Origin of the sequence: Candidatus Pseudoscillospira sp. SGI.172, assembly GCF_050313575.1 — a bacterium.
Lineage (GTDB): Bacteria > Bacillota > Clostridia > Oscillospirales > Oscillospiraceae > Vermiculatibacterium.
The window spans coordinates 20,335-33,939 of the sequence record NZ_JBNPLQ010000016.1; the positions used below are offsets into that span (position 1 = coordinate 20,335).

At 52.6% G+C, this 13,605-nt stretch carries 11 protein-coding genes and 1 pseudogene; 1 reads left to right on the forward strand and 11 read right to left on the reverse strand.

Annotated features, from left to right (window positions below; all coding sequences use genetic code 11):
* Positions 1-1,397: 1,397 nt before the first annotated feature.
* From ACQRD3_RS07645 to ACQRD3_RS07680, 8 genes and pseudogenes are all read right to left on the reverse strand, one after another.
* Positions 1,398-1,943 (reverse strand): TnpV protein, encoded by a 546-nt coding sequence (locus ACQRD3_RS07645; protein ID WP_427780823.1) that lies wholly within the window; start codon positions 1,941-1,943, stop codon positions 1,398-1,400.
* 646 nt (positions 1,944-2,589) lie between these two features.
* Positions 2,590-3,246 (reverse strand): YodL domain-containing protein, encoded by a 657-nt coding sequence (locus ACQRD3_RS07650; RefSeq protein WP_427780773.1) that lies wholly within the window; start codon positions 3,244-3,246, stop codon positions 2,590-2,592.
* Complete coding sequence (locus tag ACQRD3_RS07655) at positions 3,243-3,413, reverse strand: hypothetical protein (protein WP_427780774.1); 171 nt, start codon at positions 3,411-3,413, stop codon at positions 3,243-3,245. The genes ACQRD3_RS07650 and ACQRD3_RS07655 overlap by 4 nt, the downstream gene beginning before the upstream one ends.
* Positions 3,410-4,015, reverse strand: coding sequence for a hypothetical protein (locus ACQRD3_RS07660; protein ID WP_427780775.1), 606 nt, complete (start codon positions 4,013-4,015; stop codon positions 3,410-3,412). Before ACQRD3_RS07660 ends, ACQRD3_RS07655 begins: the two co-directional genes overlap by 4 nt.
* 3 nt (positions 4,016-4,018) lie before the next feature.
* Positions 4,019-4,822 (reverse strand): hypothetical protein, encoded by an 804-nt coding sequence (locus ACQRD3_RS07665; protein WP_427780777.1) that lies wholly within the window; start codon positions 4,820-4,822, stop codon positions 4,019-4,021.
* Between the two features lie 12 nt (positions 4,823-4,834).
* Entirely contained in the window at positions 4,835-5,773 is a 939-nt protein-coding gene (locus ACQRD3_RS07670) for a ParB/RepB/Spo0J family partition protein (protein WP_427780779.1), read from the reverse strand.
* Complete coding sequence (locus ACQRD3_RS07675; protein WP_427780825.1) at positions 5,730-6,539, reverse strand: ParA family protein; 810 nt, start codon at positions 6,537-6,539, stop codon at positions 5,730-5,732. The genes ACQRD3_RS07670 and ACQRD3_RS07675 overlap by 44 nt, the downstream gene beginning before the upstream one ends.
* A 239-nt stretch (positions 6,540-6,778) precedes the next feature.
* Positions 6,779-7,135 (reverse strand): annotated as a pseudogene (locus tag ACQRD3_RS07680) (replication initiator protein A); the annotation flags it as partial.
* A 235-nt stretch (positions 7,136-7,370) separates the two neighbouring features.
* Here ACQRD3_RS07680 and ACQRD3_RS07685 point away from each other — a divergent pair.
* The gene (locus tag ACQRD3_RS07685) at positions 7,371-8,591 is read left to right on the forward strand and encodes an AlbA family DNA-binding domain-containing protein (protein ID WP_427780780.1); all 1,221 of its coding nucleotides are present in this window, start codon (positions 7,371-7,373) and stop codon (positions 8,589-8,591) included.
* Between the two features lie 89 nt (positions 8,592-8,680).
* On the opposite strand, the gene ACQRD3_RS07690 is transcribed toward ACQRD3_RS07685, so the two are convergent.
* The 3 genes from ACQRD3_RS07690 to ACQRD3_RS07700 form a co-directional block, all read right to left on the reverse strand.
* A complete protein-coding gene (locus tag ACQRD3_RS07690) occupies positions 8,681-9,199 on the reverse strand; it encodes a hypothetical protein (RefSeq protein WP_427780782.1) in 519 nt (172 codons plus the stop codon).
* Positions 9,200-9,569: 370 nt separating this feature from the next.
* Complete coding sequence (locus ACQRD3_RS07695) at positions 9,570-9,917, reverse strand: Hpt domain-containing protein (protein ID WP_427780784.1); 348 nt, start codon at positions 9,915-9,917, stop codon at positions 9,570-9,572.
* A complete protein-coding gene (locus ACQRD3_RS07700) occupies positions 9,914-13,516 on the reverse strand; it encodes an ATP-binding protein (RefSeq protein ID WP_427780786.1) in 3,603 nt (1,200 codons plus the stop codon). Before ACQRD3_RS07700 ends, ACQRD3_RS07695 begins: the two co-directional genes overlap by 4 nt.
* Positions 13,517-13,605: the final 89 nt, after the last annotated feature.

A 13,605-nucleotide genomic window follows, 5' to 3' on the forward strand; every position in this document is an offset into this window, starting at 1 on the left:
ATACCGCTTGCGGGCATAATCCCGCTGATAGGTCAGGCCCTTGTGGGTTTTCGCGTAGTCATACCCGTCGTGCGCTCCGCCGCTGTACTCGCCAAACTGGCCCTTGATGAATTTCTGATTCTCGTCCGGCGTATGGGGATAGCAGAGGTGGGAATAGACAGATAACCGCTCCTCAACACTTCCGCTCAGGAAAAAGCGGTCGATTTCGTCCTGGGTGATGAACATTTTGCACTGGCGCAGGAAATCCGGCTGGGCGGTGAAGCTGCGTTCCGGGTAGGAAAGGCCATCCAGCACAACGCCGATCCGGTGGGTGTTGTACTGTGACAGGCGAAAGCGTGTGATGCTGTCATCCTGGGCATAGGCATTCAAAAAGGCGTGGTATTCTTCCGCCAAAGCGGTCAGTCCGCCGTCCCTTTTTGCAAAGGCCACCACATCCGCGTCCAGCTCCGGGTATCCCTTGTGTTGGTCGTGAATGGCCAGCGTCTGCGGAAAGAGCCCCTGTTCCCGTCCCTCTTTGGTCAGCTCCCGGGCGGTCATCAGGAGGGCGTCTGCCATTTCAGACAGCACCTTGTCCGGGGCCTGCTCCAGCTCTGCCGCAGACAGGTAGGTACCTGCTTCCAGCAGCTCCAGTATTCGGGCAGACGCCCGTTCCCAGGTCACTACGGTAGGGCTGTACCCGGTGCGGACACTGTCGCCCTGCACCAGATGGATGCCGTCCTCCATGAACCAGACGGCATATTTGCGGCCCTCATACTCAATGCCGCGCCCGTTCTCTGTGCCAAACTCCCGGCGCAGGAACGCGATGCAGTCCGCCTCCGGACGCTCACGCATATAGAACACCGCCACCCGGTAGGCGCTGTTATAGGAATTGCCTGCCGTATAGAGGGTCTGGTCAATGACCGCCTGCGGGACTTCCCTCGCCGGGAACAGTGGGCCGGACAGGTTTCCCTCCGGGGCTTCGTACACAGGGGCGTCGCCGCCCATGTCGAACAGGGCAAGCTGCTCTGCCATCACCGGGGCATTTTGCAGTCCCAGCTTGATCTTGTACTCGCCGCGCTCGATCAGGCCCTCGGTCATCTCTGTGACCACGCTCCACGAAAAAACGGACTCCGATGTGCGGGAGAGGTAGCTGCCTTCCCACATCAGAAGTCCGTCCTGTTCGGCGTGGTAGCCCACCCGGATTTTATCCGTACCGGCAAGGACCTCCACCCATATATCGTTGTAGCTGTTTTTCAGAAACTCCGTGCGCTCCGCAAGGTTCTGATGAGCCTGAAAGTAATTGAAGATGTCCTGCCGCTTGTGCTTCCGCCCGCCGTCATCCAGCAGGATGGCTTCGATGAGGTGGGTATCCAAAAAGGCAGGAAGTGCGTCACTCCCGGCGTTTCCGTCATCGTCATTCAGCTGTAAATCAGGGCGTTCAGCACCATTTCCTCCGCTGAGTGCCTGAAGTTGTTCATCAGGCCCGTCCAGCGCAGCGGGTCGCTCGCTTTCAGTTCCTCCGTCACGCCCTCGGCTTTGGCCATCTGCGCCACGGTCTGTTCCACCATCTTCTGCGCCGTCTGCTCGATCTCCGCCAGATGCTCCGTCAGGCGGCAGCTCGTTTTCAGGTTGGTGTAGAGTACGCGCCGGTGCTTCATCAGGTACTGCCGCCGCAGCTCCGCGTATTTGCCCAGATGGACTGACCGCTCCTGCGGCATCAGCAGGTTCGGCACCTGAAAGCCGTCCTGCATCCGATATGTGACTTCCATGATTCTCGCTCCTTTCGGTGTCAATTTGTCTTTCTGTATTTGCATCATAGCGGTTTTGGCCGTCCTTTGCAAAAAACTGCTCCCGCTGTGCCTGCATGACCGTGCGGCTGATCTCACGCAGACCCATCTCCGCAATATCGCTGGTGGCAATGCCCAGGGCATTGATGGTGGTCGGCGTATTGAAATCATACACATGGACAAATTCGTCCAGGTCAAAATACTCGTCCGCCCGCAGGCCCAGGCGGGTCAGCAGCATATAGGCCACGCTGACCTCCAGCGCGTCCCGGTAGAACACCTCAAGGTTGAGGTCATCCAGTTCCTCCAGCAAGCTGTCCTCCCGGCAGTTCTGCAAATCTTGCAGGTAGTCCGGGAAGTTGTCCGCCACGGCATTGTGGCTGGCGGAACGCACCGCGTCTGCCAGTGTTCCTTTCTCGGCAAGGTCGCCAAAGGTGTTTTCCAGCGTTTCGATGACTGCCGGTTCAAAGGCTGCGTCCATTTTCCAGATGGGCAGCGGACGGGAAAAGCGGGATTCATGGGTGTCCGACACATCGAAATAGAGCTTCAGGGCATTCTGCCCATCGTCACCAAACACGGCGATGCTCTTGGCTCCCCGGTTCACCCATCGGCCAAACTGCCGGTTCCAGCGGTTCATTTCAAGCACCGCCGTAGCATCCGGGCGCTGGGCATAGATCAGGATCTGCTCGTCAAAGGGGCATTTGTAGTTGTAACAGGCGGCGCGGAGAAAGCCTGTCCAGTTTTGGTAGCTGGCAGTAACGCTTTTCAGCGTATGGCCGTACAGTTCGGTGATAAGCTGAAATTTTGTGGGCAAGGGAACACCTCCTCATCGCTCCGGCTCTGTCCGTTTCTTGGCTATGGGCCGGGTATTCTTTTGCGGCGCTTTCTGCTTGAAAAACTGCTTGACTTCCTGAAAGCCGAAGCTGTCCACATAGTATGCGGTTTTCTTGCCGTCCCGGTTGATGACCAGCACATCGCTGACAGACATGGAGCGCATCCGCATACTGAAGGGACGGGTGTCCGCATTGTGGCGGCTGAAAACTTCCTCAAGGGTCATGTCCTTCGGCAGCATATACGCATACTCGCGCCGGTAATCGTTGGGGTCAAACTGCTTCTTAGCTCGTTCATATCCCATAAAGCAGTAGTCCACCCGGCCCACTTCCTTGATTTGATAGATTTCATAGGTGCCGTAGGTTGGCTCTGCCGGGGGATGCTCCGGCTCATAGGTTGCGCCGTTGCGCATCATCAGCTCGGCAAACTGGCAGATATGAAAAGCTGTGCCGTCAATATCCACATGGGTATCGTCGATGTACTCACAGGGAACACACCGCTTGCCCCCGTCCAGATAGCTGATGACGATATTGCTATGGTCGGGAATCTTGAAAAGATCGTGATAAAAGGCGTCGATAAATCGGATTTCCCGATTTCCGTTCGGATTGGGGAATGCCACCACGCCTTTGATTAAAACAGGTTCCTGGTTCATTTCTTTCCTCCTCGCCGCTGATACGCGGCATATTTTTCGTCCACAGCAGCCATGCAGTCCTGACAAACCATGCCGCTGCCCTCCGGCAGATACCTGCCGCAGATCACGCAGGTGTCCTGCCGCTCGTATAAAGGTTCGTCTGCTGCCAGTTGGCGAATGTACTTCATCGGGCTTCACCTCGTTCCAGCTTTTTGGGCTTTCTATGCTGGTCTTCCCGTTCAGTCAGCTTTTCCTTAGCCCAATCCGGCAGCGTGTCCGGATTGGCAATGCCAAGCACATCCCCGATTTCCCACCGGCACCGTTCACCGGAATACAGTTCCTCAAAGTAGACGGCGCGTCCGCCAGCGCCCGGAGAACATCCGAAGCCGCCTGTGGCAAAACCAAGCTGGCAGTCGGCGGTACGGTATTCCGGTGCAAGGCTTGCAGGACGCAGGATAATCAGCTTGCCTTCCAAGCTCTCCTTTTCTCCCCGTTCACGGCAATGCTCTCTGCCAAGCGTTTCAATCGGCACCTTCCGGTTCTCACGGAATTGTTCTACCACTTTTGCCTGCTCCTGCACCCGGTTCAGAAATGCTTGCATGATTTCGAGATAATCATTGCCGGCTATCGCTTCCGGGTAGATGTAGTCGCCAAAAAAGTTCACCACCCGATAGCTGGTCATATAGGGCGCACAGCCGTCTTTGGGATTGTAGCCAAGCAATACCTCTTTGCCTCCAAGCCGGACAGCCTGCAAAATCTCATAATCACCGGCCATTTCGCGTTTATCCATGGTTCACCGTTCCTTTCCAGCTTTCTGTTCGTGGACAGGGTGTTGGAGCCGGTGTTCACCGCTGGCTCTTTCGCAAAAGTCCTCGATGATGGCGGCGCGGTCTGATCCGTAATGTCCCCAGAAGTAATTGGGCGGGCCGTCACCATCGTTCTGACAGTTGCGTTCCCATGTTACAAATTGGTCGGGAGCCTTGGGGTGTTCCCCGATTACAAACTCGGCATTGCCGACGCGGACACGCGCCGTGATCTGATATTCTGCGTTGATTTCTTTCTCGGTGGTGTAGCTGCCGTCCTCCAACTGAACCGTGCAGCTCACGTTATCTCCAAAGGGTGCCGTCACCGGCATGACTGGCATTCCAAGCACCAAGTCGGGCTGCATGACAAATTGAGCATCAGCACCCATCAGCTCTTTCGGCAGGGCAGACATTGGAAGATAGAGCCGCTGTTTGCCCATAATTTCATAACGCAGCAGGAAATCATTGAACGGATAATACACACTCATAACAGGATCTTTGATATGGCCCTTTGCGGGATTGGAGTTCACATACTTTGCATTGTCCAGATACCATTGCGGCGAGGCTCCCGGTAAGGTCCAGCCGAACATGGAGCCTGCGATCATGGCTGTCTCCTGAAAGTCCGAAATACCGCGCCGCTTGTTGTGGGTGTCAGCTATGTTCCTGTTCTCTGCCCGGTCTCCGGTGTCCCAATCGGACGGATAATAGCCATGCTCGCCCCTTTTGATGATGATAAGCTGCCCTGTCGATGCCAGGACAGAAAGGCAGGTATCGGGCAATTCATTCCTTCGCATTTTCTGCACCTCCTATCGCGCCTGCTCTTGCTGGCGCTTTCGCTGCCAGCCTTCCAACAGCTTCAAAATGACATCCTCCATCTGCTTCGGCGTGTAGCTCTTTGGGAAAAACCGCTCCAGCTTGTCATTCCGCAGCGTGACCTTACGCTCCAGCGGCTTTTCTTCCCGCATGATGAGGTCGATGATGTTCTCCGCCAGCTTCCCCTCGGCGCTGAGCTGCTTTAAACGCTTGGCCTGATCCATGGAGGGGGATACCTCGTCGCGCTCCATGACCATCGCCAGATAGATCTGCTCTTTTTCGGACAGGTATGAGATGGATTCCGCCGCAGGGACAAATTTCAGTGTGCCGCTATCCACCCGTTCAAGAAGGGATGGGATAAGGTTGTTCAGACGGATATAACGCTGGATTTGCATACGACTTTCCTGCACTTGCTCGGACAAAATCTCAACAGACACTCTTCCCTCGAAATTCTGCCCAACTTGGGCAGAATTTTTTGTGGGCCGTCCGGCCTTGCGTTTCATAGCATCCAGCCGCAGCTTGTAAGCCCTGGCTTTCTCGCTGGGAAGCAGGTCATCGCGGTGAATGTTGTAGTCCACCACCAGAATATCAGCGTCCTCATCGCTGTACTCCCGGACGATGACCGGGCGGGTTTCAAGCCCGATGGTCTTTGCACAGTAGTCGCGCCGGTGGCCTGCGATGATCTCATAGCCGCCGCCATCGCGGGGGCGGACGATCAGCGGCTCGGCAATGCCCACGCGCTCAATGCTGTCCATCAGCTGCGCCAGGTCTTGCGTGGGGCGGTCGATGGAGTACGGCTGACGCGCGTAGGGGAAAACCTGGTCAGCAGGGACGATCTGCACCCGCTCCTGCGCGTCTGCCTGCCGCTGCTCATCTGTCTTGAACAGGTCATCGAGCGAGGTCAGACCGATGTTTTTTAGGCTGCCTGCCAATGTTCAGCACCTCCCTGGTCAGATTTTCATAGGCTTGCGCCGCTTTGCCGTTTCGGTCGAGGTCGTAAATGCTCTTGTTTTCCACACTGACCTCGGCGGCGCGGATAGAGCGCGGTATCTCGCTGGCAAAGACCCGACCGGCGTATGCCTGCCGGATCTGTTCGCTGATGCCTTTTGCCAGGGTGGTTCTGCCGTCCACCATCGTCAGCACGATGCCGTCGATCTCCAGTTTGGGATTGAGCTGCCGTTTCACACGGGCGACGGTCCGCAAAAGCTGTTCCAGGCCCTTTGCAGGGAGGTAATGCGCTTGCACCGGGATAATCACGCTGTCCGCCGCACTCAGTGCGTTCAGCGTCAGCATACCCAGCGAGGGCATACAGTCGATGAGGGCATAGTCGTAACGATCCTGCACGGTGGACAAAAGCTGCCGCATGACCGTTTCACGGCTCATGGCATTGACCAGCGTGACCTCCAGCGCAGACAGTTCGATGTTTGCCGGCAGCAGATCGACGCCGGATTCGTGATGCAGGATGCCCTCATTGGCGCTGACCGGCTGGTCGGTGATGATTTTGCCCATCAGGTCGGCCAGGGTGGGGGACAGTTCATCCGGCTGCGGCCATCCCAGCATCTGGGTTAGGTTCCCCTGGGCATCTGCGTCCACCAAAAGGACTTTTTTACCTTGCCGAGAAAGACCAATGGCAAGGCTGGCGGCTGTGGTGGTCTTGCCAACGCCGCCTTTCTGGTTTGCAAGGGCGATAGTTTTCACTTCAAACACCTCCAACAAAAAAGGAGCCTCCCGGCTCCAAGTTTTACACAGCAATTATTCTTTTCTCGGAGAGTATTCTTTCTTACTCTCTCAGTCTTGTTCTACTCAGTCTTATTCCTTTTCGATTTCCGAAAGTCAAGGACTTCGATAATCAAAGGTCTTGAAATTCGATAATCGAAGTTCTGAAAATAGGCAGACTGATCCTGTTATTCAAATGCACTTCATTTCTAATGCGGTGGCAGGGCTGCGAAGTTCTTGACATAGATCATCGTGGGACGGCCTTGACCGTGATTGACGCGCTCAATCAGACCGATCCCTTTCTTGCAGTCCAGCTCTGCCATCAGCTTTGCCGCTTTTTCACTTCGGCAATGTAATACCGACATGATTTCATCAGCAGGGTAATAGATGAACACGCGGCCTTGCTGATCCAGCCAGCCATTCTTCATAGATAAGGCCATGCGGTCAAGCAGCAAACCATAAAGCAGCTTCGCGTCGGTTGACACGCCCCGGAAGCGGTCATCTTCAAAAAGCCGTTTTGGTATGCGGTAGAAAGAAAACTGTTCGGCCTCATAACCGTAATAATATGGCAAGGGCAATGCGGCCACGGGCTTCACCTCCAAATAAAGATGTATATAGAACAAGGGAGAGCGCTTTGCGGCTACAACAAGGGAGAGCGCTTTGCGGCACTCCCCCTTGTAGCGTATTCAAAATCGTTGTAAAATGAAAGCATGGTCTATACGATGAAACATTGCACTATTATCGCATCAAACGAATATATTAGTGCCAATGTTTTGCGATACAATACGAAATTACCGTATAGGGGGAATATCTATGTTGCCGACGATTAATGGGAAATCTTTTTTAGACTGTGATGTGTCTGATTTACAGATGTTGATAGATAACCCCGATTACAGAGAGTGTGAGTACATTGATTACAAGGCCACTTTTTCCTTTTTGGAATACGCAAAGGGAGATCGAAAGAGGACTGAGCATCTGGCTGAATTTAGAAGCGATATATGTTCTTTTGCTAATGCAGAAGGAGGGTATTTGCTATACGGGATAAGCGACCGTAACGGCATGGCCAACGAACTCTGTGGTATTGAAATCCAAGGGAACAATACAGATAGGTTTGAATTAGACAGAAAAAATAATCTTTCCTCAATCATGCCCAAAATGCCCCCTGTCAAGTTTAAATTTATTTTGCTAGAAAACGGGAAGTATGTTGTGATTATCGCAGTATCACATGATGCTTTCTCTCCCTATATTCATTTGGAGGATGAGTCGAATTACCGGATTTATAGGCGTATGGGGAATGGAAAAAGGAGCATTGGATATATGGAGTTGAGGAATATGTTTCTGCAATCTCGTTCACTTGAGAATGAAATACTCAATTTCCGTAAAGAACGGATTTCTTTTTTCTGCGGTCAAAACGAAACCGTAAGCGGAGATGATTATCGTTTTTTACTTCTTCATATCTTCCCTGAAACTTTCACAGATCCCAGCCATAACAAAAGTGTGTTTTCGCTGGAACGCAGTGGAGAAGTCAGCTATGCATCCATATTCAGTGAAATAGGTGGATTTTATGACTCTATTCCGAATGTTGAGGGACTTCGGTACAGGCAGCATTCTGGCGAGGCAGAGTGTTCTGTAGGAAAAAACGGAAGTATCGAATGTTTTGTTCCGCTTGATAATTGGTATATTTCAAAATTTGCAAACATTAATCGCGAGGGTATCGCATGGGCCGCACTTTGGGATATTATTCAATCTGTTGTTGCGAACTACTCGGAGGTAATGCTTCCCACTCTTGAAACCCCTCGCTTTTATGTTTGTATCTCCATTGTCGGGTGCAAAGGTTTGATTACAGAGCATAATGGCTTGGGGACCCATGTGGGTTCTGTTGATAGAAATAGATTGATTTGTTCCCCGGTTACTTTTGATAAAACGAATGACTTTGAATCTACATGCGAATTACTAAAGATTGAATATCTGCTTTCCATGGGGATTAAGAGAGATTCCGTATTAACAAAGTTCGTAAATACATCTCGGCCATAGAGAATATCTGGAAAGGTACCTAGGACAAAGATTTATCTCCTGTTCTATTGGATATGAAAAGGGACAGGGAAATCCCTGCCCCTGAATTTTCAAGTTTTCAGTTCGCCAGCACATTTTTCCAATATGGCTTGAAATTTCTGTGGTTTTCTATTTCCGCGTAGGCAATAGGACGATGAAAGAAAGGTTACAAGCGAATCTCTTGTAATATTCCAACCTTTTCTTCCGAGTATGGCAGTAATACGCTTTTCGAGTACCCAGCGTTGAATAGCGGTCATTGAAAACCCTGTCAGTTCCCTGATTTGCTGTGTCCGAAGGAGATCGGGCAGGTATGAAAAATGTGCCTGCAGCACCTCATATATTTGCCGATTTACATTTTCATCATTTCCATAAAGCGTATCCTTTTTGTAAAGATAGGCAAGTGCATCTGTGAGCTTAATGTGATGAATACGCCCGGTAGGGGTATCTACTATCTCATATGAGATTTCTCCGCGCCGGGTTAAATTATATGCAGTCTTGTGGCATATTCCGCACACTTCACAAAACTGCTTTTGTGTAATATACTCCGGATATGCTGCGGCAATATCCGAATAATAGGTCAGCAGATCCATTTCAGTTCTCCCTTCTGGTGATTGCCGACAGCAGAGAAAACCAATGATTCTCAGAAATGTGGTCTATCCTATTTTCTATCCTTTGTCCATTTTTGTTCGCATTTTTCGGAAAATGCGAAAGCGCCTGCCACCCCTGTTTTTCTTGTATCAAATACTCAAAAAGTCCTGATTTTTCAACGGGTTCAAGGCACAGTAACTACCGTGTACTGCTTCGATGTGACGCCTAAGTGGAACAGTTTCGAAATCAGGTTGTCCGCAAGGGCACGTGGGTTCGAATCCCACCCGCTCCGCCAACGGAGAAGTCCAGCAAACGATAAGTTTGCTGGACTTCTTCTGTTCTTGGAAAAACGTGCAGTCCGGTGGGATCGGATCAACGTTTCAACAGTGAGATCAGTTTTTGTCGGGCGGTCTGCAGTTCCTCGCAGCGTGGGAGCAGTCCTGCGGCAGACCCTCCGCGCAGCGGCTCCACAATTGTGACAATGTACCTGTAAAGTGGATTCAGGCCAGTATTGGAAATGATCCCTTTGAGGGTGTGAGCAGCATCGAAGGCCTGCCGGACCTCATTTTGGAGGAGATGGCTTTCCAGTGCGTCAAAGGCGGGGTCCTTGGAGACTTCGGTGATACACTCCAGCATAAATTCTTCGTCATTCAGAAAGCGGGGGAGGGAACCCTTGATGTCACACCCCCATTGCTCAAGAAGCTGAAGTTTTGGATTCATTTTACATCCTGTCCTTTCTGTTTCCGGCACAGCTCCGCCAGAGTCTCATACAGCGGATCCGGCTCAATGGGTTTGACCAGATGGGCGTTCATGCCGGCATTCCGGGAAAGGCGAATGTCCTCCTCGTAAGCGTTGGCCGTCATGGCAATGATCGGAATCTTTTTGGCGTCTGCGCGTTTGCTTGCCCGAATGGCCGCGGCAGCGGAAAGGCCGTCCATTACCGGCATACGGATATCCATCAGCACGGCGTCATATTCCCACAACTTGCTGGAACGGAAGGCGTCCATCCCCAGTTTCCCGTTTGCCGCGGTGTCGACTGTGCAGTCGAGTTGTTCCAGCATCCGTTTGACCACGATGGTGTTGAGTGGGTGATCCTCACACACAAGGATCTTTCGGTTCCGCAGACTGGAATAAGATTTCCCGGCGGGTGGAGACTCGTCCCCGGCGTCGGAAGAGGTGTGCTGAATGGAAAAACACATGACGGCGGTAAAGACGGACCCCTTTCCCTTTTGGCTTTTTACAGTGAGGTCTCCGTTCATCAGCCGGGTCAGCTGCCTGGCAATGGCAAGGCCGAGCCCGCTTCCGCCATAGGCGGAGGTGATCTCTGCATTTTCCTGGGTGAAAGGTTTAAAGAGATGCGGCAGGAATTCTTCCGAGATCCCAACGCCGGTATCTGCAACCACAAACTCCAGACACACCTGATCCCGGTTTTCCCAACGCTTGTCTATGGTCAGACTCACCTCGCCGCCCTCCGGCGTGAATTTGACCGCGTTGCCCAGCAAATTGATGAGGACCTGTTCCACACGGGTAACATCCCCCAGCATATGTTCAGGACATTTTACCTGCTGCCGGATTTTGAAACGAACGTTTTTTGCCGCTGCCTGTGTGCCGATAATGGTGTCGATGCTGCTGAGAACATGGGGACAGTCCATCACCTGGCATGACAGCGTGATTTTACTGCTTTCAATTTTTGACATGTCCAGGATGTCATTGATGATGGAGAGAAGATAATGAGAAGAATCCAAAATTTTCAGGACATAGTCCCGGGTATCGTCCAGGTTGGGCTCCGGCCGGGCCAGATTTTTCTGCCCCAGGATTGCAAGGCCGATAATGACATTCAACGGGGTGCGGATCTCGTGGCTCATACGGGAGAGAAATTGACTCTTGATTTGGCTGGCCTGGTTCGCGGCAGCCACAGCCTGCTCCAGCTGCCGCTGCTTTTGCTGCTCTTTTTTTACAACGTCGTCAATATCCTGCCGGGTGATCAGCATAATGTTGCAGCTGCTGCCGAGATACTGAAAGCGCATGAGAAAAAAGCGGCGTTGTCCAGTGCGGGACAAACCCAGAAACTGCACCTCGTAGATGCGGTGTTTTTGAATCATTTTTTTCAGATAAGGGAGCTGAAGCAGCTTGACCATGCGGGCGCGATCCTGCTCAGCCACGCAAGATGTGCAAAACCGCTCTATATTGTCGGAATACCTGCATTCGCCTCCGGCCTGGCTTAAGGCTTCGTTTCCAGCATTCCTCTTATAGAAGCCGGTTCGGAAATCTACGATCCCAACCTCTTCATAGTCTTTTGTCAGAACCGTGTTCATAATGTTGAGCCGGATCAGGTCGTCCGTCAGATCCCGGTTATAGAAAAACGCCAAAATATCTCCCGACTCCGGGTGCTTGACCAGATTGACATCCACCCGGATCCAGCAATACCGGTTTTCTTTGATACGGGCCAGGTATTCTTCGGATACAGCGGTGTTTCCCTCGTCGTAGGAGCGAATCAGGCCATCCGGGCTGAGCCGTTCATTCTGAGCGTCGGACATCTCGTTGTCGACAAGGAAGGCCAGGGTGCGCTTTCGGTAATCAAAGAGATCTCGATCGATCTGCACGGGGACAGGCCGTCCCACAATGCGCATGCTCTCTACCTTGCGTGTATTGAGATTGACGCAGCAGGTGGCGACCACCGAGTCCTCGACCTGATCCCGGTAAGTGAGTTCTTCCTGATAGCGCTTTTCCGCCAGCTTGCTCTGGGTGACATCCATGCTGACGCCGTAGCCGGTAACAGGCCTGCCCTCCTGATCGAAGGCGACAGAATAGGTTACCCGTTCGCACCGACGGCTGTGCGTCTGTGGGTTGGTCACCCAAAAATCACCGCTGACCTTGCTCGCCCCACATTCCATGGAATGGAGCATGCCCTTCAGCTCATCAAACTGCTTGGGAGAGATCCCCAATTTGTCAGCCACGGAGTCCGGGAAGTTTTCAAAAACGAGCATTTCCCCGTCAGCTCTCGGGCTGTTCTGGGGCAAAATCACCCGATGGTTTTGAATGTCATATTCCCAGACGGTGATACCGGCACCCTCAATGGCGATGCGGTATCGCTCCTCGTTTTCGCGCAGCTTTTGCTCCGCCTCTTTTTGACCGGTGATGTCCACAAAGGTGCAGTAAAAATGTTCTGCGCCCTCTTGGCTTCGGCAGAGAAGTGCGTGAATGGAGATCCATTTTACTGTGCCGCCTTTGCACACCAGACGATTGATATTTTCAACATAGTTGCTGTTTGCGAGCTGAGCTTGGGTGGTCGACATCATGTTCGCCAGGTCGTCCTTATAAATGACACCCGACATTTTATTATGAAACAGTTGTGTAAATTCCTGGCGTGTATAGCCCAGAAAGCTGTAAAACCCCTCGTTGGCGAATGTGACGTCCCAGTCCGGATTGAACTTGCAGATGAACACACCGCCTGGAATGATGTCATAGAGATTACGGATTTCCTGATTCTGAGCCTTGACCAGAAGCTCTGCGTTCTTCCGGGCGGAAATATCATTGATGATCCCAACCAGCGCAGTGCGCCCGCTTTTCGTCAGTACGGCTTTCCCGCGGGACTCCACCCAGATAGTGCTGCCGTCCCGGCGGATCATGCGATACTCCACCAGGTAGCGTTTATTTCGCGCCAGCTGCGCAGCCGTGGAGCGGGCGATGGCGTCGCGGTCTTCCGGGTGGATCAGATTCGCGGCACAGTTGTTTAAAGCAGCCCGGAAAGCTTCCTCGGAGGGATAGCCGAGAAAGCCCAGTAGCTGGCGGTTCACAATGAAGATTTCCGACGACGGATCATCATATCTGCCCAGAATGCCGCCTTCGATCATGTCGTTGAGGAATTCCTGATGGAGCTCCCGCTCATACTGCTCCGTCAGGGAAAAAGGCAAGTATTCGCCGTCCTGTTGTATGGAGTCCGGGATGGACATATGAAGGGCATAGATTTTGAGCTTGCCGTCCTCTGGACGGATGAAAGCGCTGCATCGGCAGAGCAAGGTGATGCCGCAGCCGGTTATATGACACTTCACATGCGCTGCGCCGGTCCCGTCTGCCTGCGTTTGATCGACACAGCTGAGGTATTCAACCTGATATGCGAAGGGAGCGGATTCCATTTTCCGTTGAAAATACTGTCCTGCTTCCGCGATCCCGCGGACGTCCTCGTCTGCGCCTGTCCCATACCACCAAATGTCCCGGCTTAAGAAGGAGAGCGCTTTTTCTGCATCCCGCTGTTCCAGGTCTGCGGACAGAAAAGCCTTCAAAAGCGTCAGCGCGGATCCCTCAGTCTGTAAGCTCATATCTTATCGTCCTTTCGGAGGAACGCATGCGGCCCTACATTTGGGGCCGCATGCGTTTTTTCCGGCTGCTGTGGAGTTGAATTGCGTGC